Annotated in this window: 26 protein-coding genes and 2 tRNA genes; 4 read left to right on the top strand and 24 right to left on the bottom strand. The window is 32.5% G+C overall.

What is annotated here, in order from left to right; all coding sequences use genetic code 11:
• Positions 1-78: 78 nt before the first annotated feature.
• The 5 genes from KJ849_03855 to sppA all read right to left on the bottom strand — a co-directional run bounded on the left by KJ849_03855 (position 79) and on the right by sppA (position 4,101).
• On the bottom strand, positions 79-2,028 hold the full coding sequence (locus KJ849_03855) for a tetratricopeptide repeat protein (GenBank protein ID MBU2599694.1): 1,950 nt from the start codon (positions 2,026-2,028) through the stop codon (positions 79-81).
• Positions 2,025-2,459, bottom strand: coding sequence for a hypothetical protein (locus KJ849_03850; GenBank protein MBU2599693.1), 435 nt, complete (start codon positions 2,457-2,459; stop codon positions 2,025-2,027). Before KJ849_03850 ends, KJ849_03855 begins: the two co-directional genes overlap by 4 nt.
• Positions 2,460-2,530: 71 nt before the next feature.
• Positions 2,531-2,770, bottom strand: coding sequence for a zinc ribbon domain-containing protein (locus KJ849_03845; protein MBU2599692.1), 240 nt, complete (start codon positions 2,768-2,770; stop codon positions 2,531-2,533).
• Between the two features lie 40 nt (positions 2,771-2,810).
• The gene (locus KJ849_03840; GenBank protein MBU2599691.1) at positions 2,811-3,242 is read right to left on the bottom strand and encodes a hypothetical protein; all 432 of its coding nucleotides are present in this window, start codon (positions 3,240-3,242) and stop codon (positions 2,811-2,813) included.
• A gap of 4 nt (positions 3,243-3,246) precedes the next feature.
• Positions 3,247-4,101 carry a signal peptide peptidase SppA gene (gene sppA, locus KJ849_03835; protein ID MBU2599690.1) on the bottom strand — a complete coding sequence of 285 codons (855 nt, stop codon included), beginning with the start codon at positions 4,099-4,101 and terminating at the stop codon, positions 3,247-3,249.
• Between the two features lie 424 nt (positions 4,102-4,525).
• On the opposite strand from sppA, the gene KJ849_03830 reads away from it, so the two are divergent.
• Complete coding sequence (locus KJ849_03830) at positions 4,526-5,032, top strand: hypothetical protein (GenBank protein ID MBU2599689.1); 507 nt, start codon at positions 4,526-4,528, stop codon at positions 5,030-5,032.
• 5 nt (positions 5,033-5,037) lie between these two features.
• On the opposite strand, the gene KJ849_03825 is transcribed toward KJ849_03830, so the two are convergent.
• From KJ849_03825 to KJ849_03815, 3 genes are all read right to left on the bottom strand, one after another.
• A tRNA-Glu gene (locus tag KJ849_03825) sits at positions 5,038-5,113 on the bottom strand.
• 5 nt (positions 5,114-5,118) lie between these two features.
• A tRNA-Gln gene (locus tag KJ849_03820) sits at positions 5,119-5,192 on the bottom strand.
• 8 nt (positions 5,193-5,200) lie between these two features.
• The gene (locus KJ849_03815) at positions 5,201-6,601 is read right to left on the bottom strand and encodes a B12-binding domain-containing radical SAM protein (GenBank protein MBU2599688.1); all 1,401 of its coding nucleotides are present in this window, start codon (positions 6,599-6,601) and stop codon (positions 5,201-5,203) included.
• Positions 6,602-6,923: 322 nt separating this feature from the next.
• Between KJ849_03815 and KJ849_03810 the strand changes: the two genes are divergently transcribed.
• The 3 genes from KJ849_03810 to KJ849_03800 all read left to right on the top strand — a co-directional run bounded on the left by KJ849_03810 (position 6,924) and on the right by KJ849_03800 (position 11,814).
• Positions 6,924-8,720 (top strand): glycosyltransferase, encoded by a 1,797-nt coding sequence (locus KJ849_03810; protein ID MBU2599687.1) that lies wholly within the window; start codon positions 6,924-6,926, stop codon positions 8,718-8,720.
• Positions 8,721-9,032: 312 nt separating this feature from the next.
• Positions 9,033-10,184 (top strand): hypothetical protein, encoded by a 1,152-nt coding sequence (locus KJ849_03805; GenBank protein MBU2599686.1) that lies wholly within the window; start codon positions 9,033-9,035, stop codon positions 10,182-10,184.
• A 346-nt stretch (positions 10,185-10,530) separates the two neighbouring features.
• On the top strand, positions 10,531-11,814 hold the full coding sequence (locus KJ849_03800) for a DUF1015 domain-containing protein (protein ID MBU2599685.1): 1,284 nt from the start codon (positions 10,531-10,533) through the stop codon (positions 11,812-11,814).
• A 12-nt stretch (positions 11,815-11,826) separates the two neighbouring features.
• Here KJ849_03800 and KJ849_03795 read toward each other — a convergent pair whose 3' ends face one another.
• From KJ849_03795 to KJ849_03720, 16 genes are all read right to left on the bottom strand, one after another.
• On the bottom strand, positions 11,827-12,930 hold the full coding sequence (locus KJ849_03795) for a tetratricopeptide repeat protein (GenBank protein MBU2599684.1): 1,104 nt from the start codon (positions 12,928-12,930) through the stop codon (positions 11,827-11,829).
• 15 nt (positions 12,931-12,945) lie between these two features.
• A complete protein-coding gene (locus tag KJ849_03790) occupies positions 12,946-13,293 on the bottom strand; it encodes a tetratricopeptide repeat protein (GenBank protein MBU2599683.1) in 348 nt (115 codons plus the stop codon).
• 23 nt (positions 13,294-13,316) lie between these two features.
• Positions 13,317-14,297, bottom strand: coding sequence for an FAD:protein FMN transferase (locus tag KJ849_03785; protein ID MBU2599682.1), 981 nt, complete (start codon positions 14,295-14,297; stop codon positions 13,317-13,319).
• The gene (amrS, locus tag KJ849_03780; protein ID MBU2599681.1) at positions 14,284-15,267 is read right to left on the bottom strand and encodes an AmmeMemoRadiSam system radical SAM enzyme; all 984 of its coding nucleotides are present in this window, start codon (positions 15,265-15,267) and stop codon (positions 14,284-14,286) included. Before amrS ends, KJ849_03785 begins: the two co-directional genes overlap by 14 nt.
• A 15-nt stretch (positions 15,268-15,282) precedes the next feature.
• On the bottom strand, positions 15,283-15,798 hold the full coding sequence (gene amrA, locus KJ849_03775; GenBank protein ID MBU2599680.1) for an AmmeMemoRadiSam system protein A: 516 nt from the start codon (positions 15,796-15,798) through the stop codon (positions 15,283-15,285).
• A gap of 255 nt (positions 15,799-16,053) precedes the next feature.
• A complete protein-coding gene (gene mutM, locus KJ849_03770) occupies positions 16,054-16,881 on the bottom strand; it encodes a bifunctional DNA-formamidopyrimidine glycosylase/DNA-(apurinic or apyrimidinic site) lyase (protein ID MBU2599679.1) in 828 nt (275 codons plus the stop codon).
• Positions 16,882-16,911: 30 nt separating this feature from the next.
• Positions 16,912-17,331: a secondary thiamine-phosphate synthase enzyme YjbQ gene (locus tag KJ849_03765; GenBank protein ID MBU2599678.1), complete on the bottom strand. Its 420-nt coding sequence runs from the start codon at positions 17,329-17,331 to the stop codon at positions 16,912-16,914.
• Between the two features lie 30 nt (positions 17,332-17,361).
• Positions 17,362-17,901 carry an epoxyqueuosine reductase QueH gene (locus KJ849_03760; GenBank protein MBU2599677.1) on the bottom strand — a complete coding sequence of 180 codons (540 nt, stop codon included), beginning with the start codon at positions 17,899-17,901 and terminating at the stop codon, positions 17,362-17,364.
• The gene (locus KJ849_03755; GenBank protein ID MBU2599676.1) at positions 17,898-18,470 is read right to left on the bottom strand and encodes a TlpA family protein disulfide reductase; all 573 of its coding nucleotides are present in this window, start codon (positions 18,468-18,470) and stop codon (positions 17,898-17,900) included. The genes KJ849_03760 and KJ849_03755 overlap by 4 nt, the downstream gene beginning before the upstream one ends.
• A gap of 118 nt (positions 18,471-18,588) precedes the next feature.
• A complete protein-coding gene (locus KJ849_03750) occupies positions 18,589-18,822 on the bottom strand; it encodes a zf-HC2 domain-containing protein (GenBank protein ID MBU2599675.1) in 234 nt (77 codons plus the stop codon).
• A gap of 95 nt (positions 18,823-18,917) precedes the next feature.
• Positions 18,918-19,550: a sigma-70 family RNA polymerase sigma factor gene (locus KJ849_03745; GenBank protein MBU2599674.1), complete on the bottom strand. Its 633-nt coding sequence runs from the start codon at positions 19,548-19,550 to the stop codon at positions 18,918-18,920.
• A gap of 119 nt (positions 19,551-19,669) precedes the next feature.
• Positions 19,670-20,950 carry a serine--tRNA ligase gene (serS, locus tag KJ849_03740; protein MBU2599673.1) on the bottom strand — a complete coding sequence of 427 codons (1,281 nt, stop codon included), beginning with the start codon at positions 20,948-20,950 and terminating at the stop codon, positions 19,670-19,672.
• 17 nt (positions 20,951-20,967) lie between these two features.
• Positions 20,968-22,431: an RtcB family protein gene (locus KJ849_03735; protein ID MBU2599672.1), complete on the bottom strand. Its 1,464-nt coding sequence runs from the start codon at positions 22,429-22,431 to the stop codon at positions 20,968-20,970.
• 102 nt (positions 22,432-22,533) lie between these two features.
• Positions 22,534-22,950, bottom strand: a complete 417-nt coding sequence (locus KJ849_03730; protein MBU2599671.1) for an archease — start codon at positions 22,948-22,950, stop codon at positions 22,534-22,536.
• A gap of 304 nt (positions 22,951-23,254) precedes the next feature.
• Positions 23,255-24,523: an FAD-dependent oxidoreductase gene (locus KJ849_03725; GenBank protein MBU2599670.1), complete on the bottom strand. Its 1,269-nt coding sequence runs from the start codon at positions 24,521-24,523 to the stop codon at positions 23,255-23,257.
• A 290-nt stretch (positions 24,524-24,813) separates the two neighbouring features.
• Positions 24,814-25,485: hypothetical protein (locus KJ849_03720; protein ID MBU2599669.1), on the bottom strand; the 672-nt coding region annotated here is incomplete at its 5' end.

Genomic DNA, 25,485 nt, shown 5'->3' with positions numbered 1-25,485 from the left:
ATTTATTAAAGGTAAGATCAACAAGAAGAGTAAAAGGAAGGAAGATTAGTTGAGGTTTTAAAAAAATAGCTTATTTACTTATCTAATTAAAGTAACTTTATTAGTCTTCAGCTTGTCAATGAGTTCAAAGGTAATAGAAGTAGCTAAGGAAATATTATTTTCTGCTTTGGCTACTTTTATTTTACCAATAATTCTTTCTTTAAATCTTTTAGTTCTTCCAGTGCTAGGATCTAAATATTTTCCTCCTTCTTCCCATACTTCAAAGACATCATTTTCTTTTACTTTATGGCGATTACCTAAATTAATGATTACTTGATTTTTAGCTAACTTAACCTTAATGATATTACCCGAAAGAGGCGTATTCTTTAAAATATATCCTTGAATTTGATTAGCCATTTCCAAAAGTCTATTATTTCCCTTGTTAGTTAGGTCTATTCTTGAGATACTGGTTAAATTTTCAACATCTACCAAGTTAATGCTTACCTTTATTTCATCTATTTCTTCAGTTGCTTCACCCCATAAGACTACTTGAGCTTTTAAGGCTTGCCCTACTTTTGAAATATCTTCAATATCCTTAACTTCTTTAAATTTCTGGTTTTTTAAGAACTCATTTAATTTATCTCTATCGAGAATCTCTATTTGAGGAAATTCCTTCAAAAGGGTAGTAGCTAAATAAGTTAAATAATGGTCAATATCCTGATGGAAAATCTTTTTAGGTTTAAAACTAATGATTAAAATAGTGGTTCCTGATGAAGGAGTAAGAAGTAAATCTATCTTTTCTTTTTCTGAAAGAAGTCGAGATCTTAAATAAAAAAGTTTTTCTAAGTTATCTTTAGCTTTAATATTATTAGGATCTAATTCAATAACTTTCTTTATCTCTTCTATGGCTTCTGGGAAACAACCTTTGTATTTCAAAAGCTTACAGTAAGCAAATCTATTGACAGGATTTTGAGGATAAAGTTTTATAGATCTCTTAAACTCATACTTAGCTAAGGCTACTTGTTGTTTTTTTAAGTAATATTGTCCTAAATTAAGATGTCTTTGGGCATACTCACTTCGCAAAGGAGAGGAAATATCTTCGTTCTTTAAAATGATATTTTCTAAGTGATAAAGGGCTAATTCATCATAAGGATTAACTTGTAAAGCTATTTTATAGTAATCCAAAGCTTGAGGATACTTTTTTTCTACTTCATAAATAAAACCTAAATTATACCAAGAAATAAAATTTTCTGGTTCTATTTCTGCAATCTTTTTATAAAGAAATAAAGCTAAATTATAATTTTGCTTTTCCATGTAAATAGCAGCTAAAGCAGCGAGAGAATAAACATCTTGAGGGGATTTTTCTATAGCTTTTTGATACTCTTTAATAGCCTTATCAATTAAACCTTGCTTGTAATAAATAGAAGCAATATTAATGTTTATTAAGGAATTAGCGGGGTCGCAAAGAAGGGCCTTTTGGTAGTAAGCCATAGCTTTATCAGGATCGTAGTATTTTCCTTCAATTAAGAAGAGAGATCCTAAATTTAAGTAAGACAAGGCATGTTGTGGATCTATCTTTAATACTTTTATGTAATTTACGATTGCTTTCTTTAGATCATTTTTTTTATGATATAAACTTCCTAAGTTGTAGTACACCTTAGGATTACCTGGAGCGATCTCTTTAGCTTGGTCATATTTCTTTAAAGCTTCTTCTAATTTTCCTTGCTCTTCATACAAAAGACCTAAATCATTATGAGCGTCAAAGTAGTATTGATCTAATTTAATAGCTTCTTTAAAATTTTCCTCTGCTTTTGTTAAATTATTCTTTCCAAAATAAGCTAAAGCTAATTGATAGTAAGCTTCTTTGTAATAAGGATTTATCTTTAGAGCAGTCTTATATTTATTAATAGCTAAGGAGTATTTTTTCTCTTTTAAATACTCATTAGCTTTTTGGAGATAACCTATTGCACCTGTAGCTAAAAGGGAGGGAACTTGAAAGAGGAAGATTAACATCAAGAGCAAGATTAAAAAAAAAATCTGCTTTCTCATTTTTTTTCTTTTTCTAGTCTTATTTCTATTTTAAACAACCTTTTACTTAATTCTGTAATCTCAGATTGAAGTTTATCCATTCTACTTAAAACTTGACTCTCAATTTGTTTTTGCCAGGTAGAGGCTTTATAATTAAGCCAGTTCATTAAGTCTTCTTTTTTTTCTTCATCGCTCTTTTTATAATACTTTTCAACCATCTCTAAAAGCAAAGTTTGTTGGGTCACTTCTTCTTTTTTAAGTGAATCTAATTTATCTATAATACTATCTTTAATACCATCTTTTTCTTTTATTAAAGAAAGAATGGTCTTCCCATCTTCTTCTCTTGTTTTCTTGAATTTTTTAGTCCTTAGATAGCTTATGACTACTAAGATTGAGGCACAAATTATAGCTACTGTGCTAATTAAAATAGGGATAACTTCATAATAATTCATAGTCATTTCCTTTTTCCTTTATTTAAATCAAATTTATTTATTTGATTTAAGTTTTTTGGTTAATAACTGCCTTAACTACAACTACCACAGTGATGCGTACTACAGCTATGACATGAAGAGGAATAGTTTGAAGTAGAACTTGAAGTAGAATTAGAATCAAGAGAACCTTTATTAATACCAAATAAAGAAAATAATTTTTCTACTTCACTTGAGTTGCACTTAGGACACCTTAATTGGGTCTTTGGTTTTCCAAAAACTAACATCTCGAATTTATTTTTACAATCTTGACAAGCATATTCATAAAGTGGCATCTTTTTACCTCTTAGGGCAAGGATTTATTATTAAGCTTTTTTATACTAATCTACCAATCATGCTTAATATTAGGAGAATAATAATTTCAAAGATAATTAAGAAGATGATCATTTGACGAGTTAAAAAAGAAGCCTTACCTAGATTATATAATTTTACACTCCTATGAGCATCATAAAGAATAAAAAGCCATAAAAAGATATTAATTAATGAAATAAATATGTTTAGAGGGGAAGCAATGGGTAAGATTATCTTCTTAATACCAAAGTTTAAGGAAGTAAGGACTAAAAAGAAGGAAAGCCACAAGAATCCTTTGATAAAGGCATGAGCATATATTTGGCCTCCACCTGGAATAAGCATAGAAAATAAGACAGCTAACAAGGAACTTTTATGAGATAAGAACATTTCTTGTTTGACTTGATATCTTGCTTTTTCTATCTTTCTCAAATTATCTATGTCTTGGTAATCTTCCATCTCGCTAATACCTTGCTCTATATTTAAAAGAGGTAATCTTATCTAAGAAAAGCTTATTAAATAACTCTTCAAAAGCTTGAGAAAACTTGGCTTTTTTTCTGATGATAGTGGGTTTTTTTTCAATATTAGCTAACCTTGCCGCTACTTTAATAGCTTCATTTAAATTTCCTAATTGGTCAACAAGTCCTGCTTTATAAGCTTGAAGTCCTGTAAGGATGCGACCGTCAGCAATATTAATAAGTTTCTCTTTTTTGATCTTTCTTCCTTTTGAAACTGCTTCTATAAATTGACAATGAACATCATCAGTCAGCTGTTGAATTAACTCTTTTTCATGGGAAGTCATATCTCTCAAAGGAGAACCTATATCTTTATACTTACCACTCTTAATTATTTCTGCTTTTAAGCCAAGCTTATTTAGTAGCTCTCTAAAATTATGAACTTCCATTATTACTCCAATGCTACCAGTTAAAGTTCCAGGGTTAGCTAAAATATAGTTAGTGGCCGCAGCGATATAATAAGCACCTGAAGCACCAATATTGGCAAAGGAGGTTACAAAAATCTTACCTTCCTCACGAGCTTCCTTAATTTCTTGATATATTTCTTGGGTTGCTCCGGTATAACCACCAGGGCTGTCGATCCGCAAAACAATAGAAGCAATGGTAGGGTTATCCTTATATTCATTTATTTGCTCTAAAACTTCTTCTGAATCTAAAATGGGACCCTTGATGTCAATGATAGCAATATTTTTCTTCTGAAAAGACTCTCCTTTTAGCAGTGCTAAAAGATATAAAGCTTCTCCCAACATTAAGGTAGTTAAAACAATAAGTACAATCTTGATAATCTTATTCTCTTCAGCCATCTTTATCCTTAAGTTATAGTAGTTAGATTATAGTAAGCACTCAGCGGTTAGCTAAGTCTACAGTCTTTAACTTAGTTATCTAAACCCACCTCTTATTAGTAAATTCAGATAGAATAAAAAGAAATTTTCATAATTAGAATTACTATTAATAAGTAGTATAAAATTAAAATGATAAAATGTAAAGAAAAATTAATGATTTAATGATTCCTCATCTTGTATTAATAACGTTTAATAAGGCTATCCTATAAGATATTCGGCCAAAACTCCCCCTTACTCCCGTTTTTGCTTATTGAACTTGTGAGATTAAAAAGATAGACTTTTAAACAGGTGATTAAATTTCCTTGGAAGAGACAGTTTTTTAGTATATTTAGTATATATAGTGGTAATTATTATTTTGGTATTTTAGAAAGGACTTAGTGGAGAGATGAGAATTTTAGATTTGATTTTATACCTATTTTTTTTATTCTTCTTTTTTATGCCTTTAAAAGGAAAAGCTTCTTTGATTAATTTTACTCCTGATCAGCCTGAGTACATTGAAAAATTTACTAATGAAATAATTCAAGCTACTAATTTATCTTTAAATACAGAAAAGGTCAGGTTTTTCATTAATATAGCTTATAAGAGGTTACAAGAAGCAGTAAATATGTCTGGAGATTATAACTATGCTTATCTTGGAGAATTAGTAAAAGCTTATCAGAATTGCTTAGCTTTAAGTATAAATATTTACAATAATAAAATAGAGGCTAAAGGAGAAAGGAAAGAGATATTATCTCTATTAGAAAAATGTTTGTTCAAGAGTATCGTTGATTTAACTTACCTACTTCGAAATTCACCTAAAGAATATAGGGAAACTGTTCAAAGATCTTTAGATTACACTTTATCCCAAAAAAATAAAGTAGAAAAGATAATGAAGAAATTAAAAGAGAAGTAGTTTATTGGTAGCGCTACGGGGATTCGAACCCCGGTCTGATGGCTGAGAACCACCTGTCCTAGGCCTCTAGACGATAGCGCCTTTTTTGGCTGGGGAGGAAGGATTCGAACCCTCGCAGCAAGATCCAGAGTCTTGTGTCCTACCCCTAGACGACTCCCCACCTCAAAGTTAAACTTTTCGATTAATCTTAAGCTTGCGGCTAAAGAGTTTTAGCTGGTCAAAGAGCGGCTTATGGTCCTTTCCCCATTTCTTTAAGGTTCTATTTCCCCAATATCTGGCCATAGCAGTAAAGGACTTACCCTTCCAAAATGATTTTAAACAACGCCATAAAGAATAGAATTTTTTCATGGCTTTAAAAGTTTCTATTTGAAGTTCAAAAGGACTCATTTTTTTTGGTTCAAATACCACATGATGACCATCATAGAGTACCCAATTTTTAGTAAAGATCCTCCCGGCGGCATCTAAATCAGAATAAACTTTAGTTCCACAAAAAGGAACTAAAGTTAAAAATTGAATTGTATCAAGCTTAAGTCTTTTAGCAAATTTAACTGTTTGTTTAAGAGTCTCTATCTCGTCATCATCTGAGCCAAACATGAACATACCATGTATTTTAATCTTGTATTGGTGTAAAATCATAATGCTTTCTTCTATTTCTTCTACTGTTTGCCCTTTATTATATGATTTTAAAGTGAGGGGATTAATGGACTCAAACCCAATTTGGACTATAAAACAATTGGTCTTTTGCATAAGTTTTAACAAATCTTTATCTTTTGCAACATCAACTCGTGCTTGAGCCATCCACTCAGGACGTAAATTATTTTCTAACATCTTTTCTAAAAGTACTTTGCTCCGTGTTTTGTTTGCCGTAAAGTTATCATCGTAAAAAAAGATCCTCTTTTTTTTATCTCTTTTTATCTCTTCTATAACTAAATCAGTGTTTCGAAAGCGATACTTTTTTCCAAACATTGGAGTTACTGAACAAAAACTACAATGGAAAGGACAGCCACGAGAAGTAGAAATAGGAGTAACGGTCATCTTTTCTCTTTCTAGAACTAAAGAAAAATCAGGAATGGGAAGATGGTCCAAGGAAACAGGTTTAGGATAACCTGGATTATGGACGGGGACTGTTCCTTCTGTGTAAGATAAACCTTTAATATTTCTTACCGTGCAATGGTTTTCCAAGGCTTCGATAAGTTCTGGAAAGACATACTCTCCTTCTCCTCTAATCACATAGTCACAATGACTTAGAGCTTCTTCTGGAAGAAAGGTAGCATGAGCACCTCCTATAACAACAGGAATTTTACTATGATGTGCTTTTATCTTATCAGCAATTAAGTAGCCTTCAGGAGCAGTAGAGGTAGTAGTAGAAATTCCTACTAAGTCTGCTGAGAAAACATCGCTATAATTTATCTTCTTGATATCCTGACAATAAATTCTCACTTCATGCCCTTTTTCTTTTAAGATCGTACCTAAAATAGGAAGTCCTAAGCGAGGCATACAAGCTTGTCCAAAGATATGACGGTCAGGAGATTTAGGTTCTATTAATATTATCTTTTTTATGTTTTTCATGGTAGCTTAAAGTTTCCTTTCAAAAACTTTTACTTTTATAAAGTATACTAAATTATTTTTAAATAAGCAAGTTTTTTTAGAATTTGTCAAGCTAAATATGAAAATTGCACAGCAATTCTACTTATTTATAAAATTTTTGTGATATAATACTCATTAGTTAAAATTTAACTTAGAGCCAATTAATTTAAGTGCCAATGAGTTTATCTTTTATTGCTCGGCATTATTTCCTATGTCTAATTTTTGTTAATAATTACTATAGTATCTTTAATTATAATATTATTTAATTATACTATTATTATATCATTAGACTTCAGGTCTTAAGATGGAAGCTTCTCAATACTTAGAAAAAAACCTCATTCTCCTTAAAGAAAAGGAACCGGTTTTATTCCAAAAGATAGAAAAGCTTAATAAAGCTACTCCCCTGGCTATTATAAAACCAGCCAAGAATCTTCAAATTACTGGTCAATACCCTGATGAAAAAGAAGCACTTATCTGGATACATAGTCCTATTAATCCATCTCGGGAAGCAGAAAAAACATTCTCCAGGATAGAATTTGAAACTTGTCAAAAGATTATCTTATTAGGGTTAGGTTTTGGCTATGTACTCTTTGAATTAATGAAAAGAGTCAAGCCTTTTCAAGAAATAGTGGTCATCGAGAAAGAGGTAGAATTATTCTACCATTCCCTTTATCTCTTCGATTACAAAGATCTTCTTACTTCGACAAAAGTAAGACTTTTGGCCGGCCTTGAAATTGAAGAATCTTTTAACTTGATAGGAAGCATAGGAAATACGAAAGTAATTTCTACCGAAGGTTGCCAAAGAGCCTTTCCTGATTATTACCTCAAATTAGAAAAGATGATTTTAGAATCAGCTTACCACCAAATAACGACTCTTAAAAAAAGATTAAAGATCATCTCTTTTATGGACTTTCGTTTAAGTGGAACAAGATATATTTTAGAAGATTCTTTAGCTGCTTTATCAGAATTAGATCAAGAAGTATATGTGATTGATTTAAACAAGTTTGTCCTCGATAGAGAAAAAAATCTCTTAAATGAGAAAAACATCGCTTTAATTGCAGAAAAAGCCATAGAGGAAATAAAGCCTAATTTTATTTTTACCGTTACTTGTGTTGGTTTAAAGTTTATCTTAGAAGTAATAAAAAGATTTAAAATCCCTTATGTTTCCTGGTTTGCAGATGCTCCTGTTTCGATCTCTACTATCTTTAAGCCAGATCCACTTTTCTTTATATTTATGTGGGATAAAACATATATTAAAGAACTTAACGATATGGGATATGAGCATGTTTACTACCTTCCTTTGGCCACTAACCCAAAGATTTTTAAAAGGATGGAATTAAGTAAAGAAGACAAAGAAAGATATGCAGGTGGAATAAGTTTTGCCGGAATGCTGGCTGACCCTTATGCTACTAAAATGTACAAAAAACACAGAGCCCTTTTTAACGAAATGTTTTCAAAAAAAGTAGTAGATAAGTTAATAAAGACATTAAGCCAAGACCCTACTCTATCTATCTTAGATCTATTAATAGATATTCAAGAGCAAGAAGGAGTAATTAAGGATATTTCTCTTGAGTATAAGGAATATTTAAAAGAAAGAGTTTCTAATCATTTAGAAATTATTGATTGCATAAGCATGCGAAAATACCGTAAAAATACAATCAGAGCTATTGCTGACCTCGGAGTAAAAGTTTATGGAGATAAAGGATGGTTAGAAGTTAAACAAGAAGGTGTAAAGTATGGTGGCTATATCCACAATAGAAGTGAATTACCAAGACTATACAATGCCTCTGAGATAAACTTAAATATTACGGTTTCTCAACTTCGGACAGCTATTAATATGCGAGTATTTGATATAGGTGGTTGTGGTGGGTTTATGTTAAGCGATTATCGAGAAGACTTAGTTAATTTATTCTCCAAAGATACAGAAGTTATCTTTTATAAAAATAATAATGAGTTAAGAGAAAAGATAATTTATTTTCTTTACCACCCAGAAGAAAGAAGGAAGATTGCTGAAGCTTTTCATAAAAAGGTCTTGGAAGAACATACCTATCTTCATCGATTAAAGAAAATGTTATCGATATTGAAAGATAAGATTACTTAAGATTCTTGGGAATGAGATAACTTACTAATTCAAATTATAGCACCTATTAATGAAAATTTGACTTAGAGCAAATTAATTTAAGTGCCAATGAGTTTATCTTTTATTGCTCGGTATTATTTCCTATGTCCGGTTTATAATGATTAACTCATTGCCTCAAATAGATTAATAATTGTTTGGCTAACTGCTCAAAAGAGATTAAAAGAACCAAGCCTTGAAGAGGCAATCACGCATTTTTGTTATTTTTGTTGGCATAAAATTTTATTTCTGATATAATTTTTCTAGTCTTTAAAAATAAATTTTTTGGGAGAAATTATGTTAAAAAAAATGATTTCTATAACCATCTTTCTCTTTATTATTTATACTCCTTTATTTGTACTGGCTCAAGATCTTGAAGAATATGAATTAAATGATCCATCGTTCGATACCAAAGATTTAAGAGAAAGAGGATTTCAACTCTATGAAGATGAGGATCTTGATTTAGAAAGTCCAAAAAAGCCATTTAAAACTGAATCACCTGAGGAAGAATACCCTCAAGATTGGGAAACTGAATACTATGATCTCATCAAAGAGAAACCATCGAAAAAAGAGACTCCTTCAGAAGAAAAGGGCGTAGAACCTAAAAGCAAAAAAAAAGAAGAATATGAATTTAAAGAGTACAAGCCCGAAAAAGATTATCCTTCTGAAGAAGACTACCAAAGGAATTTCTTAAAAGATTATGGGGAAGAAGAAGTAGAATTTGACCAAAAACCAGTAAAAGAAGATATCCGTTACCGAGAATATTACGACCCAGAAAAGGAATTAAAAGAAGTTCCAGGAAAAAAACCTCTTCCTAAGCCATCTCCAGAAAAGTCTTATCAAGAAAAATCTCCTAAGAAATCTTCTCTAAGAGAAAGAGAGAAAGCTTATCAAGAAGAAATTATTCCGATTGCCTCAAAGCCTTCTTGGTTGTTTTCTATCCCGACTGCCTTTGTTTTAGATGAAAACGATTATCGACTTGGATTTCCTCATGCAGAAATAGGTATGGGAAATAATATAGAATTAATCATTCCTGGCCTTAAATGGCAAATTCCCAGACAAAATATCTTAGGTTGGACGCCAGCTGTGGGAATAGGTCTTTTTGCAAATTATGCTCTGGGTCCCAGCCGGTCTTTTGCTCCTCTCTTGTATGGGGTATTTACTCAAAATATTGATACTTTTAATATTCATCTTGGGCTTAAAGTAGTTCCTTATTGGTTATTTGGAGGAGTAGATTATAACTTAACTAAGAATCTTAAATTTACCACAGAATTAAATGATGGTTTACTACTTGGTTTGAGGTATATTTTAGCTAAACATTGGAACATTGGCTTAGCGGTAGGTTATGGCAATTATAAAGGTGCTTATCAATTTAATTTAAAAGATAAAGAAGGAAGTGACTTTTGTGTTTTGTTAGATCTATTTTATTTTAATAAATTTAAAGAATAAGCTTGTGGTTTACCTTCTTTAATTCACAATCTCTGACTTTTGGGGCAGAAATAAAGATTTAACTATCTCTTCTAATTTTGAAACTTTAAAGGTAATCAAAGATTTAATAAAGTCATATCAGCCCCTTAAATAGTTTATCCTATGTAGTTTTTCGAAAAATCCTTTAATCATTGTTTATCTCCTTATTAAGTAAGCGTTCAGTTGAACAAATAGAAGATATAAATTAATATTTGACATAAATGGCTACTTATTATATCTTACTTATACTTAAAATTACTCAAAATTTATATTCAAAAATACTCAAAAAAATAAGCTAAATAATAAAAAACTGAAGGAGTTCGTTGTTATGATCGAGGTAAAACCATTTAAGGGAATTTTATATAATTCGGAAAAGATTTCTAATTTTTCTCAAGTTATGGCTCCTCCTTATGATGTTATTTCTAAACAAGACCAAGAAAGATATATTAAATCACATCCCTGTAATATTGCCCATCTAGACAAAGGTTTAGATTTGCCTAACGATACCCCAGAGTATAATAAGTACACCCGAGCCTCTAATTACCTTAATAACTGGCTTGAAGAAGGATACCTGACTTTAGATCAAAGACCTTCTTTTTATGCTTACCAAAAAATTTATAATATTGATAATATTCCCAAGATACTGGCTGGATTTATAGGTTTGCTAAGATTAGAAGATTTCTCTTCTCAAAGAATACTACCTCATGAAAAAACTCATCATAAGCCGATAGAAGATCGCCTTAATTTACTATCCCATTGCCGGGCTCACCTTAGTCCGGTCTTTTCTTTATACCAAGACTATCATCAAGAAATACCAAAAATAATTAACGATTTTATCGAAAAAAAACCACCTTTCATCGACTTAATCTTTGAAGATTGCATCAGGCATAAAGTATGGAAAATAAGCGATCAAGAGACAATGGAAAATATCCAAAAGGCAATGAAAGATAAAAAGATCTTTATTGCTGATGGCCATCACCGTTATCAAACGGCTTTAAACTACCAAAGACAATTAATTAACCAAATCTCTCCCGATAGTCCAGAAAACTTTATTATGATGTACTTTACTAATATCTTAAATGAAGGATTGACCATCTTACCCACCCACCGCTTAATTTCAAGCAATTTAGAACTTAATTCCTTAAAAGATAAGATCAAAGAATACTTCCATTTAGAAGATTGTTTTTCTCTTCTGGCTTTATCTCAAAGATTAAGGGAAAAGGAGAATAGTAATTATATTTTTGGTCTATTTGGAGAAGATAAATTTTACTTACTGACCTTAAAAGACCCCCAACTAATTGATAAATTATCTCCCCAAGATCAACCTTGGGCTTTAAATCATTTAGCTGTTTCCGTGTTGCAACATATCTTTATCCAAAATATTTTACACATCAAAGAAGAAGAAGTTGAACATAAGATAGGTTATACTCGAAGTATGGAAGAAGCAGTAAAATTAATTAAGGAAGGAAGATATCAATTAGGTCTTTTTTTAACCCCCACTAAGATAGCAGAAGTAGAGAAGATTAGTAATTTAGGAGGACTGATGCCGCAAAAATCTACCTATTTCTATCCTAAGCTTCTGACGGGTTTAGTTATGTATAAATTTAATTAAAAATACTTCTCTTTAAAAATAATTCTCTTCTAAGTATTTTATTCTCTTCTTAGCTTTTTCGGTCCATTCACTCTTAGGATAATGCTCAACAATCTTCTTATAAGCTGATAAAGCTTTGATATAATCCCTTGCTTCATACGCATAATCATAAATCTCAGCTATGTAGTATAAGGCCGTAGAAGATTCTTTGCTTTTACGGTCTTTCTCCAGTACCTTATCATACTCAACTAAGGCTTGCTTATAATCTTTCTTTTCTCGATAGGCATTACCCACTTCTAATTGAGCCTCAAGACAGTACGGACTCTTGGAATATAAGTTAATTAATCGCAAGTATTCCAATAAAGAGTTATCGATATCCTTTTTTTCTTTATAAGTTTCAGCCACCATTAGTTGACACTTATCTAAAAATTCGCTTTCAGAAAAATTTTTAATGATCTTGTTAAATTCTGTGATGGCAGCATCATATTCTTTATTAGCAAAGTAACATTCACCGATAAAGAAAGAGATGGCATCTCTTATCTTTGTCTGGGGGAAATCAGTAAGGAATTTCTGCATTTCTTTAGCCGCAGCTGGATATAAATTTCTTTTATATAAATCTTTAGCAAATTTATAACGATCTAACTGTTCCGGAGGAATAATAGTTTCAGGGACGCTTCCAATCATTTTTAGTGCTTCGGAAGAAGGTTCTTTTTGAGCTTTTTGAGGTAAAATTTTTTCTTCTTTTTTGAGAAGACCTTTCTCTTGGAGAGGCTTTTTTTCTATCTTCTCCTTTTTTAACTCTTCTGGAATTGGCTTTTCTTCTTTTTTCTCCTCAATCTTTTCTTCTTTTTTAACTTCTGGCAATTTTTCTACGATGGTTTTTGTCTCTTCCTTAGCCGTAGGAGTTTCTTCTTTTACTTTCTCTTTTGCCTCTTTTTCAGTAGATTCGTCTTTAAAGGTTAAAGGTGGTAACTCTACTTCCTTGATTTTTTCTTCTTTGGCAATTACTTCCTTTAAATCATCCTTTTTTTCTTCCTTAGTCTCTTTTGTTACTGGTAAGCTTTCTCTTTTAGGCAAAGCCAGACAACTAGAAATAAATAACAAGAATAATCCTATGCAAAATATCTTCTTAGGCATTTTATTTTTTCTTCTTTATTGGCTTTCTTCCCACTTTTTTAATCCAGGATCAAGTTTAATAGCTTTTAAATAGTATAAGATCGATTTTTCGTCATTTCCCGTTAGCTCATATAACATTCCTAACCTTTGATAAATCGTAGGGTCTTGAGGGTTAATTTCTAAAGTTTTTTTTAGGTAATGTTCGGCCTTTTGATATTCTTTATATCTTATACAATCATTAGCTTTCTTAAGATAGTTTTCTTTTGCTTTTTGAGCAGGACTTTTCATTTTAATGACACTAAAGACTAAGTTATCTCTAATAGAATCACAATTATTAATGATCAAGGATAACAAGATAATCATTAAAATTTTTTTTATTAACATTTTGCTGGTCCAAAGTTGTATTTTTATCTCAAGTAATCATTAAATCTAAAGGAAGCATACTCTTTTTTAGAAGTAATGAGGTAACATTCTATGTCATTTAATTTTTTTACTAAGGCTAAACCTTTGTCCGGGCCTAAAACAAATATCCCGGTGGATAAAATATCGGCTAAAAAAGCATCTTTAGCAATGATGGTTACGCTTATACATTCCTTAGCTGGATATCCTGTCTCAGGATCTAAGATATGGTGATATCGCTGACCATTTAAGATAAAGTACTTCTCATAGTCCCCAGAAGTAGCTACTCCTTTATCGGTTATCTTTATTATTTTCTTAATCTTATTCTTGTTTCTTGGATCTTGAATACCTACTTTCCAGGGCATTCTAATGTTGCTTCCAATAACTTGAATATTTCCTCCGGCATTTATTAAGCCTTTGGTTATGCCCATCTCTCTTAATTTATCACAAGCTTTCTTGACAATATAACCTTTAGCAATTCCTCCTAAATCTAAACTTGTTCCTTTTTCTAAAATGATCTCCTTTTTTTTAAGATCTATCTTGATATTTTGAGATCCTACTTTCTTCTTGGCTTCTAAGATTTTCTCCATCAAAGGAAGTTTGGGATTTTCTTTGTTAAAGCTCCAACATTTAAAAACAGGAGAAATAGTGATATCAAAAGCACCGTGGGTTAATTTGCTAAATTCTATCGCTTGGGAGACTACTTCTAAAATTTCTTCTGAAACTTTTATTCCTTGACCTTTATTTTGATTAATTAAAGAAATCTCGCTCTTTTCGTCGTAATTGTTCATTAAGGCAGAAAGTCGTTTTATCTCTTTACAAGCGGCAGCTATGGCTTTCCAAGCCTTTTCTTTATCTTTTTCTACCACCTTAATCTCGACTACCGTACCGATAGAGAGAAACTTTTTAGAAAATAATTTCTCTCCACAATTGCTAAGACAAAAAAGAGAGAACATTAAAGATAAGATTAATCTTTTATTCCACCACATTTATCTCAAATCCACAATAGGTACACCTTCTATGGCTAATCTTTTTTTCTAAGATCCTATACCCCGATCTCTTAATAATTACTTTTTTACAAGCAGGACAATAAGTTGTATTAGATTCAATATCCATAATGTTGCCAATATAGACATAGTCTAACTTCTCTAAAGCTATACTTCGAGCCTTTTTTAAAGTCTCGACAGATGTAGGGGGAATATCCATTTTGTATTGAGGATAATATTTAGAAAAATGAAGAGGAGTGTCTCTTCCTACTTGGGAAGAGACCCACTGAACCAAAGCTTTTATTTCTTCCTGGCTATCATTTAATCCTGGAATTATCAAGGTAGTAAGTTCAACAAGAGCAGATCTTTTAGAAGTTTCTATAGTCTTTAAGACAGGGGTTAAGCTGCCACCACAATACTTCTTATAAAAAGAATCCTTAAAGGCCTTTAAATCAATACTTAAAGCATCGAGATAAGGTAGAAGTCTTAAAAGGGGTTTTCTGTTAATATACCCGTTAGTAACCAAAACATTCTTTAATCCTTCTTTTTGGGCTTGCTCTGCTGTCTCTAAGACAAATTCATACCAGATTAAAGGCTCAGAATAAGTATAAGCAAGGCCAATGGAGCCTTCTTCTTTAGCCAGACTTATTATTTGAAGACTATCTATCTTATTAGTAGGTGCTTCTCCTTGAGAAATATGCCAATTTTGGCAAAATGGGCACTTAAAATTACAACCCGTGGTCCCTAAAGATAAGATCCTGCTTCCTGGATAAAAGTGATATAATGGTTTCTTTTCAATAGGATCCATCGCCAGGGAAGAACATTCTTCGTAGATAATAGAATATAGTTTTCCTTCTTTATTGATTCTTCTTCCACAGATACCCTTTTTATCTTCCTTGATTAAACAACGATGAGGGCATAGCAAACACCTGATTTTATTATCAACTACTTCATAAAAAAGAGCTTCTTTCATCATCTATCTTCTTCTTTATTTATATCTTTTCACCTCAAAACGATATAGCTGAACTTCCTCATCTCCTCTTATGCCTGCTTTGGACTTAGCAATGCTTATTTGATAGTCAACCGTATCTACTCCTTCTATATCTGGAAGTAATAATCCTCGCTTAAAACCTTTTTGAACAATAATCCCATATTTCTTTGGATCTAACTCCTCTTTACTTTTTATTCGTTCAGGAGGAGCAAGAACATCCACCGAAAATTCTAATTCTTCTAACTCTTCAGGGGTAATAGGTTTAAATCTTGGGTCTTTAGTGGCTGCAGAAATAGCATTACTGATAATCTCCAAAACTATGTTAGATGTTGTAGGTTGAAAAGTTCCTATACAACCACGAAGTTCCCCTTTTTTCTTGATAGAAACAAAGACGCCTGCTTTTTCTTTCATTTCAGGGGAAAGATCAAGAGGGGGGTCGATCTTCTTATTAAAGCAAACATAATTTTTTACTGTTTCCATAGCCAACTCGACCAAAGGGCTTTTTTCTTTCATCATCTTTTTCCTCCTATCATAAGTTAAGTAACCTTCTTTGAAAACTACCACCTGTAATAAATTCGGTGGTGTCCGACAATAGCTTAGTTATAGTGAGACATCTAAAAAAGGTATAAAAAAGTGGATTATTCATTGCAAATTGTAAATTTTAAATTTAAAATGCTAAATTTGCAATTTAAAACAAATTTATCCCCTTATCTGACACAAGTTAGTTATTCACAGACACACCCAACATCCGGCAACAAATTCAAGCATTTAATTTTCTGGTTCTCTCTTTTGGCAATTAGGACAAAAATGACTTGATCGACTATTTATCTTGAGACGAATTATTTTGCTACTACAAGAAAAACACTGTTTTCCTTCTCGTTGGTAAACTTGATGAAACCTTTGATAGCTTCCTTCTTCTCCATTTGTATTTATATAAGTATCTACACTAGAACCTTTATAAGCAATAGCCTTAGTTAAAATCTCTCTGGTCGCTTGATAAAGTCTCTCTATTTGATCTTCGCTGAGAACGCAAGCCAAGCAAAGAGGATGAATTTTAGCCTGATGTAAGATTTCATCTGCATACATATTACCAATTCCAGCTAAAATTGATTGATTCATTAAGAGCACCTTTATCCTACCTCTTTTTTTAGATACTTTTTTAAAGTCAGCCAGTGAAATTTCTAAAGCTTCAGGTCCAAGAATAGCTAATTCCTTAAGTAAGGATAATCGATCGCTCTTTTCTAAAAGAAAGTATCCAAATTGTCGTAGGTCAAGATAACGAAGTTGATCTCCGCTAGATAGATTAAAGATAAGGTGAGTCTGTGTGGTTATTGGCTTTTTTGACGAGCTATAGATTAATTGACCCGTCAACTTGAGGTGAATAAGAATAGTTACTCCAGTAGAAAGACTAATTAGGATAATCTTGCCTCGACGACTAACATCTTGAATAGAAGCTCCTTCGGTCAAGGAGACAAACTCTTCTTGATGGCTCTTGATAATCTTAGGTAAATTTACCTCTATCTTTAAGATCTTTTGACTAATAATTTGCTTCTGTAAGCTTCTAACAATTGTTTCTACTTCAGGTAATTCTGGCATCTTGCTCCTTAATTTATTCACCTATTATCTTTATTCACCTATTATCTTCACCAAGACTTTCTTTTTTCTTTGACCATCAAACTCTCCATAGAAGATTTGTTCCCAAGGACCAAAATCTAATCTTCCTTTAGTTATGGCTATAACTACTTCTCTCCCCATCACCTGCCGCTTTAAATGAGCATCGCCATTATCTTCTCCCGTTCGATTATGCCGATAATGGGATACGGGCTTAAAAGGAGCAAGTTTTTCTAACCAGTCATCGTAATCTTGTAAAAGTCCATTTTCATCATCATTTATAAAGACACTGGCCGTAATATGCATAGCGTTTACCAAGCATAACCCTTCTTTAATACCACTTCTTTCAACTAATTCTTCTACTTGAGAAGTAATATTTAGATAGGCTCTCTTAGTCTTAGTATTAAACCAAAGATATTCAGTCAGTGATTTCATCTTTTCTCCTCTTGTGTCCTATCTATCTTTCTATCTTCTAAGGCTATAAGTACATCCACAATAGTCTTGGCGATAAAGATTATATCTCTTTGAAAATTCTATCCCTTTTTTAAAGCCATCTTTTTTCTTGAAATTAGACTCAAGAAAACTTTCTCCACCTATACCTCTTCCTATGTGGTTAATCATCAAGGCATCTTTATGGGGACTGGCGCTTAAAGTAGTAGTAAAGTAAGAAATATTTAACTCTTTACTCTTTTGATAACACTCCTTTAATCTTATTTGAAAACATAGCTGGCATCTTTTTCCACCTTCGACTTCTTCTTGATCTTTAAATTCTAAGACTAATTTTCCCCACTTATCTTTTTCATAATGACCTTCTATTAATTTAAACTTAAGGATCTCAGAAACTTTAAAAGCTGCTTCTAGTCGTCTTTTATACTCTTCTTCTGGATAAACATTGGGATTATAAAAAAACCCCGTGGGCTCGAAATTTTCTTCTCGTAACTTTTCCACCACCGAACTAGTACATACTCCACAACAGATATGAAGTAAAATGTCTCTTGCCTTCATCTTTCTTTAATTAATCTCTTGACTTCATTCTCGAATACTTCTTTAGAACGATAGCCAATAAATTTTTTAACAAGATCGCCTTTCTGGTTAATCACAAAAGTAGCCGGGATCCCTCTGATTCCTCCATAATCTTTTATTACTCTGGCATTAGCTATGACCACCGGATAGCTTACCTTCATCCTTTCTATGACTTGCTTAACTTCATCTTCATTTGTTTGGTTAAGATTAACCCCGATGATTGTTAATCCCTTATCTTTGTACTTATTATATAATTCTACAAAGTCAAGAATTTCGTCTTTACAAGGACCGCACCAAGTAGCCCAAAAATTCAAGATAATTACCTTTCCCGCAAAATTTGATAAAGTTAAAACCTCTTTATTTAACGTAAGTAACTTAAAGTTTGGAGCATTTCCCCATTTTTTAGCTTTAACCACAACACTTTTTTCTAAAAGTTTTACTGGTTGATTGGTAATTTCTTCTTTAATTTCTTCTTTAAGAATCCCTTTACCTTCTCGACTAAGGATAGACAAGATTACCAAGCTAATTAAAACTAAACAATATTTCTTCATTTTCTCTTTATTCTCCTTTACTTATTAGAGGTCTGACTTACTTGTTTTCTAATAGCAAAGCTGCGGGCAACAAGAAACTATGACCATTTGTTATCGGTAATATAACTAATAATGATAACTAAGTAATCTTTAAGTGCCTTTTCAAAAACTCCAGTAACCGATAATGAACCTCTTCGGGAATTACTATAAATTTTTTTCTACTCGATAGCTTAATGGTCATTTTAAGGGTATTTAAAAAGGTATGACAATAAGGACAAACATTAAGGTGGTCCTCAATTTCTAAGTAAGTTTCTAAAGGAAGTTCCTTATCTATTAAGTCTGATAATGAATTATAAATTTGTTGACAATTCATAACTCTCCTTTAAATTATTATCAATAAACAATTTTTCTAACTTAAAATCTTTACTAATTGAAATTTCACTTTCTTCATTCTTCTTAAAAGCATACCTAGTAATTATAAGTTATTTGCTTAGGTGGGATAATTAATTCCCTATCTTTTTTAAAATAAGCAGCAATCTCTTCTCGAACAAATAATCTAGCTCTATGAACTCGTGCCTTAATGGCAGCTATAGACTCACCCAAGACCTCGCTTGCCTCTTTATTAGATAATTCTTCTATGTCTCGTAAGATAAAAACTTCTTTATACTCCCGGGGTAGTTTTTCAATCGCCTTATTTAAGACTTCTTTCATTTCTTCAGCCAATAAACAAGCTTCTGGGTTTTTAGACCAGTCTATTATTTCTCGATGAAATTCTTCCTCTATTGCCCCAGAACTTTCTAAAGATAAAACCACTTTTACTTTTTTTTCTCGGAGCTTAGAGTAGCAAGTATTGACACAGATTCGATAAAGCCAAGTAACAAATTTAGCTTCTTCGCGAAAATTAGGCAGAGAAACATAAACTTTTAAAAAAGTCTCTTGCAAGATATCTTCAGCATCTTCACGATTCTGCATATAGTTATAAGCTAATGAATATATTTTAGCTTCATAACGTTTTATTAATTCAGTAAAAGCTTCAAAGTTTCCTTGCTTACTTTTTTTAACTAATTCCAAATCTGGTAATTTTATTGTCTCGTTCTCCATCTTTTAGAGCACTTATTAATGAAAATTTAACCTAGAGCAAATTAATTTAACTCCAAACAAGTTCATCTTTTATTGCCCGGTATTATTTCCTATGTCTGGTTTTCGTTAATAACTACTTATTATCTTCGGCTTATTTCCTTCTGCCCATCCAGATAAGGTCTTAATTTTTCTGGGATAATTATACTTCCATCTTCTTGTTGATAATTTTCCAAGATAGCTACCAAGGTTCTTCCAATCGCCAGACCAGATCCATTTAAAGTATGGACATATTCTACTTTTTTATCTTCACGACGACGATACTTAATATTTGCTCGTCTGGCTTGGAAATCTTCAAAATTACTACAGGAAGAGATTTCTCGAAAACTATTTTGAAAAGGAACCCATACCTCTATATCATAAGTCTTAGCAGCCGCAAATCCTAAATCACCGCTACAAAGAGTTACCACCCTATAAGGCAACTCTAATTCTTGTAAAATAACCTCAGCATTTAAGAGAAGTCTTTCTAACTCTTGATAAGAAGTTTCGGGAGTGGTAAATTTAACTAATTCTACTTTATTAAATTGATGTTGCCTAATTAAGCCCTTAGTATCCTTGCCATAAGAACCAGCTTCTAAGCGAAAACAAGGAGTCCAAGCTGTGTAGTAAAGAGGAAGATTGTCTTCTTCTAAAATTTCATCCCGGTGAATATTGGTAACAGGAACTTCTGCCGTAGGAATTAAGAAGTAATCTACCTCATGACAATAAAATAGATCTTTCTCAAACTTAGGAAGTTGCCCGGTGCCAGTCATAGAGCTTCTATTTACCATGAAAGGAGGTAATACTTCTAAATATCCATGCCTTTTAGTGTGAATGTCTAACATAAAATTAATCAAAGCTCGTTCTAATTTAGCCCCTGCTCCTTTAAGAAGCGCGAATCTTGCTCCTGTAATCTTAGCGGCTCTTTTAAAATCTATGATATCTAATCTTTCCCCTAACTCATCATGTGATTTTACAGGAAAAGAAGGCTCTAAAGCCTTACCCCATCTTTTGACCTCTAAGTTATCTTTTTCATCCTTTCCTACCAGGACACTATCATGAGGTAAATTGGGGATAAAATACAACAAGTTATTAATCTTTTCCGTACAGTGAGCTAGTTTATTATCTAATTCTTTAATCTTAGTACTTACCTCTTTAATTTGAAGAATCAGATCTTGGGCATCTTCCCTTTTAATCTTTCTTTCCCCTATCTCTTCATTAGCTATATTTCTCTTTCTCTTAAGCTCCTCTACTTCAGCTATGTATTTTCTTCTTTCCCCATCAAACTCTTTAAGATCTTCTACTATCTTAAAATCTATACCTCTATTCTTCATCGCCAAACTTACTTTTTCCATATGATTGATCATAAATTTTAAATCTAACATTTACTTTTACCTCTGACTTAACCTTTTATTACTCCTAAAGGTCGAAGTTTAGCTACCTTTTTACAAATGCCGGCATAATGCAAGGTATCTATAACTTCAGAAACATCTTTGTAAGCTTCAGGCATCTCTTCGGCTATAGTCCCGTAATTAGCTGATTTAACAATAATGCCCTTTTCTTTTAAATCCTCAATGACTTTACTTCCCTTAGTAGTCTTTAAAGCTTTGGTACGACTCATCTGCCTTCCAGCGCCATGGCAAGCAGAGCCAAAAGTTTCCTTCATTGCTTTGTCTGTGCCCACCAAGACAAACGAACCTCTTCCCATATCTCCTGGTACAATTACTGGCTGACCTACCTTCTGGTATCTTTCTGGAATATCCTTATGACCGGCAGGAAAAGCCCTGGTGGCCCCTTTTCGATGAACACAAAGAGATATCTTTTTTCCACTAACTAAATGTTCTTCAATCTTCCCTATATTATGAGCTACATCATAGAGAAGCTTCATCTTTAAGTCCCTTGGCGAAGCAGAAAGTGTTTTCATAAAGACTTCTCTTGTCCAGTGCATAATACATTGACGATTTACCCAAGCATAATTAGCTGCTGCGGCCATAGCTGAGAAATATTTCTTGCCTTCTGGAGAATTAAAGGGAGCACAACAAAGTTGACGATCGGGAAGAGATATTTGATACTTCTCTGAAACTTTCTGCATAAAACGAAGGTAGTCTTCACATACTTGGTAGCCTAACCCACGAGACCCAGAATGAATCATTATTACTATATAGTCTTTCTCTAACCCAAAGACAGAAGCGATCTCTTCTTCGTAAATCTTTTCTACTACTTGAATCTCTAAAAAATGATTCCCTGAACCTAGAGTTCCTAATTGCTTAAACCCTCTTTCCAAAGCCCGAGAGCTGATGTTATTAGGATCAGCACCTGATAATGCCCCTTTCTCTTCGGTATGTAAGAGATCTTCTTCTTCGCCATATCCTTTTTCTACCGCCCATTTAGAACCTTTAATTAAGACTTCCTTTAACTCTTTCTCGTTAAGTCTGATGTTTCCTTTAGAACCTATTCCCGAAGGAATAGCCTCAAATAAATTTTGGATTAAATCTTCTAATCGGTCTTTTATTTCTTTTAATTTTAGCTGGGTAGTTAATATTCTTACTCCACAATTTATATCTGAACCAACTCCTCCTGGAGAAATAATTCCATCTGCTCCAATATCAAAAGCCGCTACTCCGCCTATAGGCAAGCCATAGCCCCAATGAATATCAGGCATGGCCAAAGAATAATTTACAATTCCCGGTAAAGTAGCAACGTTAGCTACTTGTTCTGGTGTCATATCCATTTTAATATGACTAAGCAACTTTTCACTAGCGTAAATTAATCCTGGCACTCTCATTCCTTCTTTAAAGCTTTTAGGAATTTCCCAACGATACTGATCAATCTTAACTAATGGACCTAACCAGCTATCTCTGTTCATAAATTCCTTCTCAAACCATAAAATATTACTTGAGCTTTCCATCGTTTCCATTCAATCTTAACTAATGGACCTAACCAACTATCTCTGTTCATAAATTTTTCCTCAAACATCAAATATTATTTGAGCTTTCCATCGTTTATGCTCTCGTTCAATTTCTAATTGATGATAAGTAACAATCTTAATTTCCCGTAATATTTTATGACGAGTTTCATCGTATCCTTCTCCATAAGCCACGGCATCTATGCTTCTCTCGGTAAGATTTTTAATCTTAAATTCCTTAAAGAAAATATCTTCTACGGCATGATAATACAAAAGCTCTGAAAGCCAATTAACTAAAAGCTCTATTACATCACTTCCTCCTACTTGAATGTCAATTTTTATCTCCTTATTTACTTTATTTAAGTCTGTAATTAAGTTAAACATACCATAAGCAGCATTGATAAATACCTCTTTTAGATCTACTCCATAAGCCATAATCCCGATATCAGCTGTATGTTCAAATATTTCAAACCTCTTCATAAAACTTTATTAAAATGTCTTTCTTTGGAAATAACTGCTCATTATTTTATCTTCCCTTCTTGAAAAGAGAATATTTTTATGTCATAGTTAAAATGAAGTTGATAGAGAGCCTAATAAGTCCTATCTTGTTATTGATAAGGAGCTCATTTTCAAGACCAAAAACAACGATAATGCTTAACTTTAGCTATTAAAGACATCTCTAACAAATAAGGATAAAAAAGAAAGTCTGCGATAGTTAAGAAAGCATAAAGATTATTAATCTTAATTTGAAAATGGCTCTGTTTATAAATTCAAGATAGGACTTTTATTCTAAATAGACATTATTCTTTATTAGCAATCTTCGTAGTTTTTCTATATCTAAGGTTAAAGGCGCAGTCTTTTCTTTAATAGAGAGGGCGGCGGCGTGACCAGCAGCTTCTCCGGTAGCAAAACAGTTAGCTATAATTCTAATGGCATCTTGAGTATATTTATCGGTAGAAATACATCTTCCGGCTACGATTAACCCTTCAATATTTTTAGGCAGTAAGCATCGATAAGGTATATCATAACCCACCCCTGTCTTTCCTAAGTAACCTCCATGAACTACTGCATCGCTAAATCTCTTTCCTTTAAAAATATCTTTCTCGGTTAATACATACTCACCTATTAACCTTCTTGTCTCTCTGACTCCTAATAAAGAAGAAGTATCTATCAAATAAGTTTCTTTAAAGCCTGGGAAATTTTTTCTCATAAAATTTAAAGTTATATTAATTTTCTCTCTAAGTAAAATCTCCATCTTGCTCAATACTTCTACATCCAATCCATCTTCTGGATCTAACATATTATTCCACCAAACTATTCCCTCCCTTATTGTTGGATAAAAACTCATTTCCAGTCCACCTTCTTTGACTAAATCTTCCTTCAATCTTTCATATTTTTGAGGATCTTCTACTTTAAACTTATTAGTTAAATTTATATCTACATTTCCCAATCTAAAATTTAATCCAATTCCTTTGAGTCCCCTTTCAAAAAAAGCCCCCGAAAAAGCTAAGACATCTCCATCCCCCGTAGCATCAATCACTACTTTGGATAAAATAGCTCTGGGTCCTAGTTTAGTAAAAATAACTACTCCTTCCACTTTATCTCTATTCACAATAGCCTGCACAAAATAAGCGTGGAATAAAATTTTTACTTTGGCCTCTATTAATAATCTTAAACTAACATCCTTAATGTCCTCTGGATCAAAGATACCATCAAAGTTATTACTTGATTTATTAAAACCTCTTATCTTTTCTAAGTTCTTGACTATTTCTCCCGCTACTCCTTTAATCACTTGTTTTTCTCCATCACTAAAACCTTCCATGTTTAAAACTAACCCCCCACTGGCCATGCCTCCCAGATATCCATACCTTTCTATTAAGGTAGTTTCCAGCCCATTTCGAGCAGCAGCTAAAGCAGCAGCAATTCCCGCACTTCCACCTCCGACTACTAAAACTTCAGTTTTTTTTAAGACCGAAATTTTTTTCTCCGGTATAATAATTAATTCTCCAACTTTTCTAGCTGGCCTAATTCTTTCTTTATGATAATTATCCATAAATTTTCCTCTACTTTTAATTTATTCTTATAAAAATTGATTCTTTCTAGATCGACAACCTGTAATCGTTCAGCCGTCAGCTAAAGCTAATAAAATCAGGAAGTAGTGTCTCGATTACTCCTCTGGCTTGTCTTGATGGACTTATAATTAATAAAACTGCTCCCTGAACGTTTACAATAATTTAAACTTAATACCACAATCTAGCACAATCTAGAAAGAAAATCAAGAAAAAGTCTATAAAATGTTAGCCACAAATGAAAATGTCCTATTTTCCGTTAAATAGAAATGTCCTATTTTGTATTAGATAAAAATGATCTTTTATATGGGTTTATTTTAAACTTCCTCCAAGGGTGATCCAATGGAAGAATATTCACCTTTCTTATCTTTAATTGCTCTTTTTCTTCTTTTGGTTTTAATGGTCTTTTCTCTATCTTTTTGTATCTAAGCTCAATATCATTATAGATAAGATGGATTGTATTGTATATTCTTTCTTCTACCACTACAGACTTCCTGCCTGTGCGTGAACGCACGCAGACAGGTATTCTGGTGTTGAAAGGAGTTTCTTCAATCTGACCTGCCTGTGCTATGGCAGACAGGTAGAGCTGATTGTCGTAGGAGATTGTCCAATCGTTCTTTAGAACCCTCTTTGTCTTTATGGAGAGTATATTGTCAAGATTTATCCCTTTTGGTATCTCTCTGTGGAGGTTAGCCATGTTTAATGGGAGTTTGCTGAATTTTTTGTTGTGTTCAGGTAAATACTCTTCCAAGAACTTATTTGCTTCTTCTTTGGTGCTGATATTCTTTAACCTCATCTCTTTAATGAGTCTGTCCTGGAAGGTCTTAAATAGTCTTTCTATTCTTCCTTTAGCCTGAGGAGAGTTAGCGTGAATTACCTCTACTCCCAATTCTTCTAAAGCCCTTTCAAATTGACTTTTGGGCTCTCTTTTGCCTTCTAACTCTTC

It is taken from the genome of bacterium (assembly GCA_018830565.1).
Lineage (GTDB): Bacteria > UBA9089 > JAHJRX01 > JAHJRX01 > JAHJRX01 > JAHJRX01.
Note: the sequence above shows the minus strand (reverse complement) of the source record. Positions and strands in the feature narration are given on the sequence as shown.